A 14,209-nucleotide genomic window follows, 5' to 3' on the forward strand; every position below is an offset into this window, starting at 1 on the left:
CTTCGGCCGTGAATTTGCTTCTAGGCATAGTAAAATCCCCTTAGAGTTGATAGACGAAATTATAGTTTTTCATCTGTCAACCTTAAGGGGACTATAGCATAGCGCCGTTTGGCTGACCCTAAAGGGGGATTAAATTTAGTTCGGATGGTGGTCGTGTTCGTGGTCATCCAATGGTGGCTCGTCCGAAGGCGTGGCCGGCTTGATGCCCGCCGGTAGTTCGGACTTCGCAATTTTTTCGACCTTATCGGTTTCTTCTTCGGCCACCGCTAACAGTTCCGGATCACGTAAAATTGGTAACTGGAAGCGGAAAATCGAACCCTGACCAACGACCGATTCCACGCTAATCTTGCCGTGGTAACCTTCAATTAACCGTTGGGCGATCGATAACCCCAACCCGTTACCACCCTTGTCGCGGCTCCGGGCTTTATCAACGCGGTAAAAGCGGTTGAAGACCCGGTCGAGGTTATCGGTGGCGATACCTTCACCAAAGTCTTGAACCGCCACCTCAACGTTACGGCGGTCAGTTGATAACGACAGGTGAATTTCCTTGCGACGCGTCGAGTACTTGACCGCGTTATCCAGCAAGATGATCAGCACCTGTTCTAGGTGGTTACGATAGATCTGCGCGTAAACCGGCTTTTTAACGTCGTCGTCAAAGGTAAAGCGGAAGTCCGGATGAATCATCCGAAAATCGTTGAACGCTTGGCTGACCTGTTTTTGAACGTCGGTCGTCTCACGGCTAAAGTTGATTTCCAACTGTTCCGCACGTGATAGGTCCAACATTTCCTGAACCAGACTTTGCATCCGCTTGGTTTCGGCCAAGCTGGCCGCTAACGACTCGGATAACACTTGTGGGTCATCCTTTCCCCAACGGTTCAAAAGCTCCATGTGGCCCTGAATAATTGCCACTGGCGTCCGTAATTCGTGAGAAACGTCCTCAACGAACTGCTGTTGCTGATTGATGTAGCGCTGCATTTGGTCCAACATGTCGTTGAATAACCGCGCGATATCGGATAACTCGTCATTTTGCTTCAACTCCGGTACCCGTGAATCGGTCTGCGGGTCCGCCTTAGCAGCATTAATGGTTTTCGTAATGTGGCGCATCGGTCGCAACAGGAACGCGGCTAAGAAGTACCCTAACAACGCCGCCCCAAAAATCGCAATCATTGTCATCACGACAAAGATCCAGATCAGATTGTGGGTCGTATTATGATAATCACTTAAATTATTCGTGACCTGCGCGTAACCGATTAGCTTATGATTTTTAGCCGCGCGAATCGGTGCCCGACCAACTAATTCGGTCGCCGACCCCCGGCCGACGCGGGCCACTTTACGGTTGGCATCCTTCTTAAATTCGTGACTATCCTTACGCGATAAATATAAGGTCGTCCCGTGCGGATCGTAGACGGTCACGGCTAAGTTGGTCCGTGACAGGGCAGTCAATTCAGAATCGGAAAAAATCGTGGTTTGTAACGCGCCGGTGCGGCGTTCATACATGCCGGTCGCCGGCTCAACGTTGGCTTCCGGTTGCAGTTTAGCGGCGACCGACTTAATCGTCAGCCCCGTTGATTCACTTTTCAACGACTGTTGGACGGTGGAAATCGCACTAATCACGTCGCGCTGTTCCTGGCGTAACAAGAGGTTCGTGAAGCTCTTATAAACCAGGGCTGAAAAGCAAATAAAAATGAGCGCGGTCCCAATTGCGGTCCCGAGCGCCCACTTCCATTTCAACGACCAGCGGCGACGCTGATTTTGCGCCACGTCGTTTTGAACCCGGTCAGTCATTAGGACCGAATCACGTATCCAGTCCCACGAACAGTTTGAATGTAACTCTTTTCACCCGGTCGGTCGATCTTATTACGGAGGTACCGAATGTAAACATCCACCACGTTGGTTTCAACTTCCGATTCGTAACCCCAGACTTTATTCAGTAACACGTCGCGTGCGAGCACCACGTTGATGTTTTCCATCAGCGTCAGCAGTAATTCGTATTCGCGCTTGGTCAAGTTAATGACTTCGTCCCCGCGTTTGACCACTAAGTTTTCCTTTTCAATCGTCAAGTCTTTATACGTGACGGTCGTTTGTTTCGTACTTTGTTGTTCACTTTCCAAATCAATTCGACGAAGCAGTGCCCGCAAGCGTGCAAGCAATTCTTCAATCGCAAACGGCTTGACGATGTAATCGTCGGCCCCGTGATCCAGACCAGAAACCCGGTCGATCACTGAATCGCGCGCCGTCATCATGATGATCGGCGTATTCTTAACTTCCCGGACCCGCCGGCAAACTTCCAAACCGTTTAGTTCTGGCAACATTAAGTCCAACAGGATGGCATCAAAATCTTCGGCTAAAGCGGCGTCCAGCCCCTTACGACCGTTATATTCAACTTGAATATCGTAGCCTTCGTGCTTTAATTCAAGTTCAACAAAGCGGGCCAGATTTTTTTCATCCTCAATAATTAATATACGACTCATTTACTTTTAGTCACTCCTAATGTTTACTTATCTAAGAACCGTGCCAAACCGGTTTGCTGGTACGGTCTCCGGTATCCTTATTATACAACATGTTATTTTAACATGAATATGGTAAATTTCATACCGCAGAATTTAACGCCACTCTTAACATTAAATTAATTTTATCAGGAAAGCGCCCTTATTTAGTTATTGATTATCATTTTCATTATCAAAAGCTTGATCATCATGGGTGCGGTGCCAGTACTTAATGGCCGCCAACCGCCGGCGCCAAGTTTGTTCCTGACCTTGATCAGTCGGCTGGTAATAAGTGTGGCCCACTAGTTCGTCCGGCATCGTCTGCATATCAGTTAATTTATCAGCCGTGTCGTGCGCATATTGATAATGGTCACCATAACCTAACGTTTTCATTAACTTGGTCGGCGCGTTGCGAATCTGTAACGGCACCGGTAAATTTCCGGTTGCTTTCACGTCGGCCTGAGCCTTGGCCTGGGCAACGTACAGGGCGTTCGACTTAGGCGCCAATGCTAAGTAGGTGACCGCCTCCGTCAAATTAACGTTGCATTCGGGCATCCCAATTAACTGGCAGGCTTGGTAAGCTGCCACCGTCAGCGGTAACGCCTGCCGGTCCGCCAAGCCGACGTCTTCACTGGCGAAGCGAATCAACCGCCGTGCAATGTACAGCGGGTCTTCACCACCGTTCAACATCCGCATCAACCAATAAATGGCCGCGTCGACGTCACTATTGCGCATCGACTTATGCAACGCCGAAATAATGTTATAGTGTTCCTCACCGTTCTTGTCATAACGTAACGACTTAGTATTGATCAACTGTGAGAGACCGGCCTTAGTGACCGTCACCTGCTGGCCATCCCGTTCACCGTTTAAAACCGCCATTTCCAGCGTGTTGAGCGCCATCCGACCATCGCCGTTAGCGAAAGCGGCGATCAGGTCAAGCGCGTCCGGTTGGAGGGTCACTTTTAAATTTGGAAAACCGTTGGGGTTAGCCAACGCCGCCTTTAAAATCGCTACCAGTGCCGTTTCCGACAGTTCCTTTAGTACCAGCACTTTACAGCGGGATAACAGGGCCGCGTTAATTTCAAACGACGGGTTTTCGGTCGTTGCACCGATTAACGTGATACTACCGCGTTCCACGTACGGCAAAAAGGCGTCCTGTTGCGCCTTATTGAACCGGTGGATTTCATCAATAAAGACGATCGTCTTTTCGCCAAAATCACGGTTGGCTTCCGCCTCGTCCATAATTCGCCGAATTTCCTTAATGCCGCTAGTCACCGCGCTAAAGGTGATGAAGTGCGACTTAGTTTGTTGGGCAATGATTTCCGCCAACGTAGTCTTCCCCACCCCCGGCGGTCCCCAAAAAATCAGGGATGGTAGCTGGTCTTCGGCAATTAGTTGCCGCAATAACTTACCACGGCCGAGCAGGTGCTCCTACCCCTTAAACCCATCCAAATTGGTTGGTCGCACCCGGTACGCCAGCGGACTACTGGTCGTGGCGTGCTGATTAAATAACGACTCCTGGCGCATGCAACCCCTTCTTTCTCGTATAATCTACTAAGTCTAGTTTATCACGAACGTACGTTCTGAACAATTTTTACTCCCACTAAAAAACAGCCCGTCCAGGCTGAGTGCCAGACGGGCTGCTACATTGTTCAAATTTAGCTTAAAATTATTGTTCTTCGTACCAAGTGTAATGGAAGTTACCTTCACGGTCGGTCCGTTCGTAGGTGTGCGCACCAAAGTAGTCCCGTTGGGCTTGTAACAAGTTAGCAGGTAAAACTTCGGCCCGGAATGAATCGTAGTACGAAATGGCGGCACTAAAGGCTGGCATCGGTACTCCGGCTTGGATGGCTAAGCTTAAGACGTCACGCGTTGCTTGTTGGTACTTAGCGGCGATATTGGCAAAGTAGTCGTCCATCAATAAGTTGTTTAAGTCCGGTTTCTTATCAAAGGCATCGGTAATGTTTTGTAAGAATTGGGCCCGGATAATGCAACCGGCCCGCCAGATTTGGGCTAATTCACCAAACTTCAAGTCCCAGTCGTAGTGCTTAGAAGCAAAACGTAGTTGTTCAAAGCCCTGGGCGTAACTCATAATCTTACTGAAGTAGAGCGCTTGCCGGATTTTTTCAACCAATTCTTCCTTGGCTGGTAATTGTAAGTCGTTCTTAGGACCCGCTAACTTCTTGGAAGCAGCGACCCGTTCGTTCTTCATCATGGAGATGTAACGGGCGTAAACGGCTTCGGTGATCACGGATTGTGGCACTTGGACGTTCAATGCGTCTTCGGAACTCCACTTACCAGTCCCCTTGTTGTTCCCACGGTCTAAAATCATGTCAACGATTGGTTTCGTCTTATCATCGCCTAAATCGTCCTTGCGTGATAAAATGTCGGCCGTAATTTCAACCAGGTAACTGCTGAGTTCACCCTTATTCCAGTCGGTAAAGATTTCGGACATTTCGTCGACCGACAAGCCGGCAACGTTACGCATCACATTGTAGCTTTCATCAATCAACTCTTCGTCACCATATTCGATCCCGTTGTGGACCATCTTTACGTAGTGGCCGGCACCGTTTGGTCCAATATAAGTGACACAAGGAGCACCGTCTTGGGGCGCCTTAGCCGCAATTTTTTCCAAAATTGGGGCAACTAGGTCGTAAGCTTCCTTTTGACCACCAGGCATCAACGATGGGCCTTGTAAGGCACCCAGTTCACCACCGGAAACCCCCATACCGATAAAGTTGATCCCAGACTTATCAAGCCGGGCGTTACGGGCCATCGTGTCGTTGAAATTCGTGTTCCCACCATCGATCAAGACGTCACCCTTATCTAACAGTGGTAATAATTCATCGATCACCATGTCGGTTGGCTTACCAGCCTTAACCATCATAATGATCCGCCGTGGCGTTTCTAGTGACGCCACGAAGTCTTCGATCTTATAACTTGGGACTAATTGCTTGTCAGCGTGGTCCTGCATCACCTTTTCGGTCTTGGAACCCGTCCGGTTAAAAATGGCGACCTTGTAGCCGCGGCTTTCAATGTTCAACGCCAGGTTTTTACCCATGACGGCCATTCCGATAACACCAATTTGTGGTTTTTCGTTACTCATTAGCTTAGAACCTCCCAATTTTTATTACGAACCTATCGTACCAAAAAAAGAACGCTTATTAAAGTAAACCGCTGTGAATTATAAAATTAATTTCATAAAAATAGTTGCACACCGAAAGTTTTTTTCATAAAAGTATCCCCACAATTGGGCGACTTTCAGTGTCCGATGACAGAAAAAGAAGTCGTGATTGCTCACGACTTCTTCCTAGGATAATCTTTAACGTTGAAAGTCCGGTTCCCAGAAACCGACCGTGTCCGCCTGGGTCGCACTGGCCACCTGGTCAAGCTCGGCCATTTCGGTCGCTGATAACGCGGTAGCCGCAACTTGCGCGGCTTGATCCACTTGGGCGACCTTGGTGACCCCAATAATTGGTAAGGTGCCCTTAGCAACCGCCCAGGCCATCGCCGTCTGGGCCGCACTCAGCTGATGCGCGCGCCCAATTGTCGCTAGCTTGGCGACTAACTTAGTCAGTTGGGGCAGTTGGTGATTGTAAACCTTGGCACGTGAGCTAGTTGCTGGAAACGGGTGGTCAACGGTATACTTGCCGGTTAACGTGCCCTGTTCTAGGACCATGTAAGCGAAAAAGGTCAGCCCATTTTGATGACAATAATCCAACACGCCTTCACGCGCGGACGTCTGGTCCAATAAACTAAAGTGGTTCTGAACCCCCGACAACTTAAAGCCGGCCGCACCTAAAATTTCTTGGACCCGCTTAATTTCTGGCAACGTGTGATTCGACACGCCAACGTGCTTGACTAACCCCTGCTGGAGTAAGGAAATCAGTTGCGGCGTCCAAGTTTCAACGTCATCATCGTGATGGATCCAGTAATAGTCAACGTAGTCCGTGTGCAGCCGCTCCCGGCTACCCGCAAACATCGTCGCGACCGGATCAACCGTCTTTGGTGCCATCCGTGGGGTAAACTTGGTTGAAATCATAATTTGATCCCGCGGCGTTTTGGCACTGACCCGTCCTAAAATCTTCTCCGCGTTCCCGCGACTGTACGCGTAGGCGGTATCAAAAAAGTTCAGCCCATCCTTTAACGCTTCATCGTAGACCGCTTGAAAGTGCGCCGGGTCGTCGTGATTGCCAAAGTAATTATCAGTATCACCCCACGCCCAAGTACCTAACACAACGTTTGGTGTTGTCTTCATGTCAAATTCCTCCATTATTATACCCGATTAACTGGTCATGACCAGCTACACCCTCAGTGTAGGGCACCAGCTACCGCGACACCATTTAGCCGGTTTATTCGGAAAGTTAGCATTAACGGGGGAAGTCGAAAAAAGGGTATTAAAAAAACCCGCCTAAGCGAGTTTTTTAAGATCGTTTTGTTGTAAAGAAAAGTGCCATGCGCCATGGCCGCAATGGCGTTTTTCATCAACTAATCGGAATTAGTTGTTTACTTTAACGACTTGCTTGCCGTTGTAGAAACCACAACTTGGGCAAACACGGTGTGATACACGTAATTCACCACAATTTGGGCATGGTGCCAAATTAGGAGTAGCCAATTTAATATGACCACGACGGTTGCGTTTACGAGTCTTAGATGTTCTTCTTGCTGGTACAGCCATCAACCTACACCTCCTTCAAAGGGATTCACAATAATGTGAGTTTTGATGCGTCGGGCTAAACTAATCCTTATCTTCCTGATCAGGGAACAAGTCTTTTAATTTAGCTAAACGCGGATCAACAGTTTTAAGTTCTGCAGCTTGGTCAGCGAGGTCGTCTTCACTTAAGACTTCCCAACCCTTACCAGTCGGCATGGGTTCGCCATTCAACTCAGCTTCAGAAAGAATCTGCATGGGGATGTGAATTAAAATGTTATCCTCTACAGCGACGTCAAAATCCAAAATATCGTCTTCCGGTAAGATGATCACCGTATCGACTTCTTCGTCGAAACGGCTGAGATCAGTCCCCTGCGGAACGTAGTATTCTGTCATTTGAAAGGCCAGCGGAACGTCCACCGGCGTCAACGACCGACTAGAAGGCAACGTCAAGGTTGCTTCAACGGCCGCTGAAATTAAGACGCTATCCTTATCATAACTAGCGATTCCCTTAACGTGAACCGTCTTAACGTCCATGATTTCAGAATAACGCGTCATCAGGGGATGTTTTAAATCCAACGCTTCATCAAACTGAAGTGGTGTCTCACGGGTGCTTTTCAGCTGTGAAAGTGACCATTTCATTTAAAAACCTCCTAATGCAACGTGATAAATTATACCTGTGTGAAAATCCTTTGTCAATGTTTTTTCCTTGACAGTCTAAAATGCGTTAACTCCACCACTTTAACAAGAAAGTCGGCTGCGGTCAACCATTGCGCTAAAAACGCCACGGCCGTCGGTATAAATCTTGCGATTGACCGTTAACCAATTCGTAGACCCGCCCCGCCCGGTAGTCCAGGTTCATGGCGTGCTGGCGTAGGTCCTTGTTAATCTTCGTGTATAGTGGCCATTCTAACTGCTTTTTGACCTGATGTAAATAAGTCTGTCCGGTCGCGTTAAACCCTAGCACCCGAATGTACGGCTGCGCCTGCGCGGCCTGCACTTCGGCCTGCGTCAGTTGCAACAGCGCCGCGGTCGCGACCCGTTGCAGGCGGGTGTAAGTGTAACGTTTTGACTTGACCTGGTGAATAAAGTCATCAAAATCGGTGGCGGTCTGTGCTTTTTCCCGCATCCGGTACTCCAACCCTTCCGCCATCTGGTCATACTGACCGCTTTGCGCGACGCCGACCGTCAGTAGCTGGTACTGTAAAAACGGCCAGAAGTCCGCCCAGCGCTGCAGCCGTTGCCGTTGTAACTGGTCAAACGTATCTGCCGGAACAACCGGTTGAATCGTCGTCCACTGCCGAGCAAACGCGGCCTCACGAATCGCCGTGCCACTGGCAAAGTGGCGGTCGTCAATCGTCGTGTCGGCGTGATCCGCCCGTTGGCGTTGAATCGGTAATAATGTCATCGGCCGTGGCAACTGCTGATTCGCCACGTAATAACAAAAACTTAGCATGTCATTAGCGTGGGTCAGGGTCACCCCGGTAGCCGCCTGCAAAGCCGCATTGAACTGGGTGGCAAAGGTCGCGTTATACGCCGAAAAGTCGGCCCGTTGTTCAGCCAGCGTTCGGGCTAGGCGCGCAAAGTCCAGTTGCGGGTGTTCGGCCCCGAAGACCAGGTGGCGGACCCCCAGCGCGCTCAACAACGTCACGCCGCCGCGCGCAAATAAGTGCGCCGGCTGGGTGGCAAAGTAGACCGGCAATTCAATTACGAGGTCGGCCCCGTTTTGGAGCGCAAGCTTGGCGCGGGTCCACTTATCTAAAATCGCCGGTTCACCGCGTTGTAACCAGTTGCCACTCATCACCACGACCGTGCAGTCGGCCCCAGTCAGCTGTTTAGCCGTCTGGATATGGTAACGGTGCCCGTTATGCAGTGGGTTATATTCAGTTATCAGTCCAACCGCGCGCATCCGGCTCACTCCCTATTTTAACGGTGGCATTCAAAAAACCAGCGGGTCGTCTGTTCATCGGGTTGTTGCTGGCCAAAATCAGCCGTGACCGTGACGCGGCTGAACCCGGCAGTGGCTAACGCCTGCCGGTATTCCGCCAGTTCGTAAGTCCGTTCCCGGTGCAGTTCGCTGACTTCATCAAACGCTTCTTTTTGATCATTATAGATGAAGAAACTTAAATCGTGTTCGGCACTGTGGCCGTGTTCACCGGCGTAACTGGTCCACATAAACGCTCGCGATTCATCGCGATAATTATACATGTAACCGGGATACACCGTATCGGTCTGGTACGGCGTAATCACGTCAAACAGGAACGTACCGTCCGCCGTTAAGTGTTGCGCTACCTGCGTAAAAGCTTGTTGGACGGTCGCTAGGTCCGGTAAGTAACAAAACGAATCGGCAAAGCAGGTCACCGCGTCAAACGTCCCGATTTCGCTGAGATCCAACATGTCGCCCTCAATTAGCGGTAAGGTCACCCCGGCCGTTTCGGCGTGCTCCTGGGCCAGGGCCAGCATATTCGACGATAGATCCAACCCGGTGACGTGGTAGCCGGCCTCAGCTAATAAAACGCCTAAGCGCCCGGTCCCACATGCGAGTTCCAGTAATTGGCCGTCCTTGGCCGGTAGTTGACGACGCACAAAATCCAGCCACTGTGCGTACAGGGCTGGATTGAAAAGTTCGTCGTAAAGTTCGGCAAACGTTTGGTAGATCATCTAGGCGTTTACCCACTGTTGGACGTCAACTAACGGCGCATCCGACCACAACTTTTCCAAGTTATAATGTGCCCGGGCATCCTTTTGGAAGACGTGGACGATCACGTCACCGGCGTCGATCAGGACCCAGTCGCCAGTGGCGCGGCCTTCAACGCTCTTAACGTCGGAGCCGGCTTTACGAATGAACTCCACCACGTTATCGGCGATGGCTTGGACTTGCCGCTTAGAATCGGCAGATACGATCATGAAGTAATCCGCCATCAGACTAACCTTCGCCACGTCCAACGCGACAATGTCTTCACCGCGTTTGTCATCGGCACCTTCAACGGCTAATTGTAATAGTTCTTTGCTTTCCATGTAATTCTCCCTTTTATTCGTGATAAAGTGCGGGGACCTTGCCAACCCACGCGTTATAAGTTGCTAACGTTTGGGGGTAGACCGGGGCCCCTTTTTGAACCAGGTAAGCCAAGGTATGCTGGATTTGGTAACGCACACCGTCGGCTAAGGACTGCTTGGTCAACTTGCGGGCCACGTCGACCCCCAGAAAATCGCGGGCCGGTTCAATGAAGTCCGCCATAAAAATAATTTGTGCCAACTTCGACATGACCGGGGCCCCGACCGTGTGTTGCCGGACTGCGGTTAAGATGTCTTCGTTGGTAATTTTTAATTCATCTTTAATGAGTTCCGCACCCACAACCCCATGCCAGACCCCGTTGCCATAAGAAACTAGGTTAGGATCCAAACCGCGGCTTTTAATTAATTTGATAAACGTCTTATCCGACCGTTGCTTCGCATAGTCGTGTAATAAACCGGCAATCCCTGCCAGTTCAACGTCCACGTCGTTGGCCGCAGCTAGTTTCCGGGCCGTCGCTTCGACCCGCAGACAATGCTGGTAACGCTTATCCGTTAATTGGGCGGCCACTTTGGCCATTAATTCTTCGTGGGTGTACGGCACAATGTTTTCCTGATAGTTAATCTTGTTGCTCATAAAGATGATGCTCCTCAATATAAGCGGCCACCGCGTCGGGAACTAAGTACCGCACCGTGTGACCGTGACTAATTTTTTTGCGAATCTGGGTGGAACTAATATCAATCAGTGGCGCGTCGACCCAGATGACCGGGTACTGACTGGTCGTCGGGTAACCGGTCCGTTTGATGCCAACAAAGGTCACCAACTTTAACAGGTCGTCAATGCGGTACCAAGTGTGCAAGTAGTCGACCATGTCACCACCGATAATAAAGTAATACTGGGTATCCGGGTGAGCGGCTTTGAGCACCTTCATCGTGTCAAAGGTGTAGCTTTTACCGCCACGCTTGATTTCCGCCGTTTCTAAACGGAACAACGGGTTATCAACGATGGCGGCTTGCACCATGTTCACCCGGTCACTGGCCGCAATTGCGGTCTTCTCATCGACGTGCGGTGGCTGAGCGTCCGGCATAAAACGGACCTCATCTAATCCCAACTGATCACCCACCTGTTGGCCCATAATTAAATGGCCCAAGTGTGGCGGGTTGAACGTCCCACCTAAAATACCGACGCGGCGGTGCGGATAATCCGTCACCGTTTCCGCGACGACTTCCGTCGCTGTCTGACTAACCGTGTGCACCCGTAATTCCTCCCTACATCTTTTCGACTTCTAAAGAATAGTGCCGATCGTCTTCGTGACTGGCCGGCAAGTACAACACTAACACCCGCCCGATCGTTTGCACGACCGTGATCGGGGTGTGACTTTCAACGGCGGCCTTAACGTCCGCCGTTGTCACGTCCGCGTTTTGTAAAATATTAATTTTGATGAGTTCGCGCTTATCGAGCGCCCCCACTAGTTGACTTAACCATTCGTCGGTCAACCCATTTTTACCAACCGCAAATAGCGGCCGCATGTTATGGGCTTCAGCCCGTAGGTAGCGCTTTTGTTTTCTACGTAAATTTTGCATACTTGATTCGGTCTCCTATTTCTTGTTAATCATTGCTGGCCGCGTAACGACGTCCACGCCCCGTGGTGCCCAGCCGGCAACCCGGGTATCAGCACCGACCGTCACCCAACCGAGTCCTTCGAAGACGATGTCGGTCACGGCGGTCGTCTTGAACTCGTGCCGGACTAACGGTGGAAAATCTTTGACCGCGTCGCCAGTTGGTGGCGTGATCAGCTCGCCGACGTGCTTAGCGTAAAAGTTTTCGGCGTTTTCCGTCTTGGTCCGGTGAAGCGGTAAATTATTATCCACGTAGACCGTCCCAGTCGGCTTTAGCGCGTCAATAATGTCTAACCGTGCCACGCCCCCGAGGAACAACGTTTGACCGTTGCCGAGTTGGTAACCCTTGGGCCGGATCTCTCTTTGTGGTGAGACGAGTTTTAAGTCGTCACCACTGAGGACGTGGGCCATTTGTTCCGGATGAATGATCCCCGGCGTGTCAACCATTTTCTGACCGTCATCCAGTGGGATCTCGATCTTATCCAAGGTGGTCCCTGGGAACCGCGACGTCGTAATCAGGTCTTTTAAGCCGGTGTTATTTGCGATAATCCGGTTAATTAACGTTGATTTCCCAACGTTGGTCACCCCAACCACGTAAACGTCGCGACCGCGGCGGTACTTTTCAATCAGCGCTAACAGGTCGTCGATCGAATGACCCTTCTTGGCACTAGTCAACGCGACGTCGACCGGCTTAATGCCCTGAGCCCGAACTTGTTGGTTCATCCATTCACGGACCTTGGTTCGGCGGATTTGCCGTGGTAAGACGTCTTCCTTATTACCGACCAACAGGACCGGATTGTCACCAACGAACCGTTGGAGTCCCGGAATGATACTCCCGTTTAAATCAAAAATATCGACCACGTAAACGACTAACGCGGTTGCATCACGAATCGCCGCCAGTAAGTGGCGGAAATCATCGTCGGTCAGACCGACCGGCACGATTTCGTTGTAGTGGCGTAAACGGAAGCAGCGTTGACAATATAAGTCACGGGTATCCGTCGCCAGCGCCTTTTTTAGCGCACTTGCCGGCGTATAACCAGCCGCTTGCGGTGCGGTCGTTTGAATCGCCGCCCCACAACCAATACAGTATAAAGTTTCCTGAGTTGATTCACTCACTATTTAAGTTCCTCCTGAAAATGCATCTCTGGGTACAAATGTGCCAACCGAACTTTAATGAAGCGTTCAAAGAATCGGTTAATACGGGTATTCCAAGCATCGGTCGTCACCAGTGGCCGGACTAAAATACTGCGCACCCCGGCTAAGTGCGAGGCCCACATGTCCGTAATGTATTGGTCGCCGACCATCACCACTTCTTCGCGTCGCAGTCCTAACTGCTTACGGGCTTTACCGATACCAAGTGGTAATGGCTTCAACGCCCGCGAAACGAACGGTAAATCTAACTTTTCCAAAGCCTTGGCGATCCGAGGTTCCGAATTATTCGAAACGACCACCAACGGAATTCCCGCGTCTTGCAAGCCGTGCATCCATTTCTTTAGCTCCGGGGTCCCGTCCGGATTATTCCAAGCAATCAGCGTGTTGTCCAGGTCGGCAAACACGGCCTTGATCCCCCGTGCGCGTAACTGCGCCGGTGTGACGTTATAAATTGCTGGTATCATCCAGGTTGGTTTAAATTGCTTAATCATTACGATCCCCTTTACTTCTCACTAAATTATTGCCGCGGCAGTAGTACTCTTTCCCATTTTAGCATATCCGGTCCGCAAATACCGTGTGCCGCTCGCACCCGTTAATCAAAATTGTGTCATCATTATATATTAATTTGTTTTCTAAAAATTAGCAACTGTAATCATTAGCCGGATCCAGCCAACGCCGACCGCCACGCGCACCACTTTTATCGTATAATTGGGATAAATTATCAATCACGGAGGTATCCCCATGAAAATTAGCAGCGTTCAAAATCGCCCCGCCGCGTTAATCAGCCAACTATTAGCCGTCTGGGAAAGCTCGGTTCAAGCCAGCCACCATTTCTTATCTGCAGGTAAAATTGCAAGCATCAAAACAATCGTTCCACAAGCGCTTAAAGAAGTGCCGCAATTAATTACTATTGAAAATGATCAGCACGTACCGGTCGGCTTTATGGGCATCGCCGAACACCACCTTGAGATGCTCTTCATTGCCGCTAATGAACGCGGCCACGGCGCCGGAAAAGCGTTACTTCAAGCCGGCATCGAGCAATACGGCGTGACCGACCTAGCCGTCAATGAACAAAATCCGCTGGCACGGGGCTTCTACGAACACATGGGGTTCACCGTTTATCGAAGAAGTGCCCGTGACGAGCAGGGCAACCCCTACCCAATATTATATATGAAGCGAACTTAACGCCGGTTCGCCAATCAAAAAGGGCCGCCACCCGAAGATGACGACCACCAGTTGACCCAACTTACCGTGTCGTGTTGAACGAGCGACGTTAAATCGGAATTAT

The 14,209-nt window shown here is 50.4% G+C and carries 15 protein-coding genes and 1 pseudogene; 1 reads left to right on the forward strand and 15 read right to left on the reverse strand.

The window, feature by feature from the left end; all coding sequences use genetic code 11:
- Nucleotides 1-135: 135 nt before the first annotated feature.
- The 15 genes and pseudogenes from FFM82_RS00005 to FFM82_RS00075 all read right to left on the reverse strand — a co-directional run bounded on the left by FFM82_RS00005 (nt 136) and on the right by FFM82_RS00075 (nt 13,412).
- Nucleotides 136-1,785 (reverse strand): HAMP domain-containing sensor histidine kinase, encoded by a 1,650-nt coding sequence (locus FFM82_RS00005; protein ID WP_137643819.1) that lies wholly within the window; start codon nt 1,783-1,785, stop codon nt 136-138.
- Entirely contained in the window at nt 1,785-2,471 is a 687-nt protein-coding gene (locus FFM82_RS00010) for a response regulator transcription factor (RefSeq protein WP_003638551.1), read from the reverse strand. Before FFM82_RS00010 ends, FFM82_RS00005 begins: the two co-directional genes overlap by 1 nt.
- Before the next feature lie 186 nt (nt 2,472-2,657).
- Nucleotides 2,658-4,013: pseudogene (locus tag FFM82_RS00015) on the reverse strand (replication-associated recombination protein A).
- Between the two features lie 142 nt (nt 4,014-4,155).
- Entirely contained in the window at nt 4,156-5,592 is a 1,437-nt protein-coding gene (gene gnd, locus FFM82_RS00020; RefSeq protein WP_137643820.1) for an NADP-dependent phosphogluconate dehydrogenase, read from the reverse strand.
- 216 nt (nt 5,593-5,808) lie between these two features.
- Nucleotides 5,809-6,744: an aldo/keto reductase gene (locus FFM82_RS00025; protein WP_137643821.1), complete on the reverse strand. Its 936-nt coding sequence runs from the start codon at nt 6,742-6,744 to the stop codon at nt 5,809-5,811.
- Nucleotides 6,745-6,984: 240 nt separating this feature from the next.
- Nucleotides 6,985-7,164 (reverse strand): 50S ribosomal protein L32, encoded by a 180-nt coding sequence (gene rpmF, locus FFM82_RS00030; RefSeq protein ID WP_137641762.1) that lies wholly within the window; start codon nt 7,162-7,164, stop codon nt 6,985-6,987.
- 60 nt (nt 7,165-7,224) lie between these two features.
- Nucleotides 7,225-7,779: a YceD family protein gene (locus FFM82_RS00035; RefSeq protein WP_137643822.1), complete on the reverse strand. Its 555-nt coding sequence runs from the start codon at nt 7,777-7,779 to the stop codon at nt 7,225-7,227.
- A gap of 133 nt (nt 7,780-7,912) precedes the next feature.
- The gene (locus FFM82_RS00040; RefSeq protein ID WP_137643823.1) at nt 7,913-9,046 is read right to left on the reverse strand and encodes a nucleotidyltransferase; all 1,134 of its coding nucleotides are present in this window, start codon (nt 9,044-9,046) and stop codon (nt 7,913-7,915) included.
- Between the two features lie 17 nt (nt 9,047-9,063).
- Nucleotides 9,064-9,798, reverse strand: a complete 735-nt coding sequence (locus tag FFM82_RS00045) for a class I SAM-dependent DNA methyltransferase (protein ID WP_137643824.1) — start codon at nt 9,796-9,798, stop codon at nt 9,064-9,066.
- Nucleotides 9,799-10,155, reverse strand: a complete 357-nt coding sequence (gene rsfS, locus FFM82_RS00050) for a ribosome silencing factor (protein ID WP_137643825.1) — start codon at nt 10,153-10,155, stop codon at nt 9,799-9,801. It lies immediately after the preceding gene.
- A 13-nt stretch (nt 10,156-10,168) separates the two neighbouring features.
- On the reverse strand, nt 10,169-10,786 hold the full coding sequence (yqeK, locus tag FFM82_RS00055; protein ID WP_137643826.1) for a bis(5'-nucleosyl)-tetraphosphatase (symmetrical) YqeK: 618 nt from the start codon (nt 10,784-10,786) through the stop codon (nt 10,169-10,171).
- Nucleotides 10,770-11,405: a nicotinate-nucleotide adenylyltransferase gene (locus tag FFM82_RS00060; RefSeq protein WP_137643827.1), complete on the reverse strand. Its 636-nt coding sequence runs from the start codon at nt 11,403-11,405 to the stop codon at nt 10,770-10,772. The genes yqeK and FFM82_RS00060 overlap by 17 nt, the downstream gene beginning before the upstream one ends.
- 13 nt (nt 11,406-11,418) lie before the next feature.
- Nucleotides 11,419-11,733, reverse strand: coding sequence for a YhbY family RNA-binding protein (locus FFM82_RS00065; RefSeq protein ID WP_137643828.1), 315 nt, complete (start codon nt 11,731-11,733; stop codon nt 11,419-11,421).
- A 15-nt stretch (nt 11,734-11,748) separates the two neighbouring features.
- A complete protein-coding gene (gene yqeH / locus FFM82_RS00070) occupies nt 11,749-12,885 on the reverse strand; it encodes a ribosome biogenesis GTPase YqeH (RefSeq protein ID WP_137643829.1) in 1,137 nt (378 codons plus the stop codon).
- Nucleotides 12,885-13,412: a YqeG family HAD IIIA-type phosphatase gene (locus FFM82_RS00075; RefSeq protein WP_137643830.1), complete on the reverse strand. Its 528-nt coding sequence runs from the start codon at nt 13,410-13,412 to the stop codon at nt 12,885-12,887. The genes yqeH and FFM82_RS00075 overlap by 1 nt, the downstream gene beginning before the upstream one ends.
- 250 nt (nt 13,413-13,662) lie before the next feature.
- On the opposite strand from FFM82_RS00075, the gene FFM82_RS00080 reads away from it, so the two are divergent.
- Nucleotides 13,663-14,106, forward strand: coding sequence for a GNAT family N-acetyltransferase (locus FFM82_RS00080; RefSeq protein WP_137643831.1), 444 nt, complete (start codon nt 13,663-13,665; stop codon nt 14,104-14,106).
- Nucleotides 14,107-14,209 lie beyond the last annotated feature (103 nt).

It is taken from the genome of Lactiplantibacillus plajomi (genome assembly GCF_005405405.1).
In the GTDB taxonomy this organism is placed as follows: domain Bacteria; phylum Bacillota; class Bacilli; order Lactobacillales; family Lactobacillaceae; genus Lactiplantibacillus; species Lactiplantibacillus plajomi.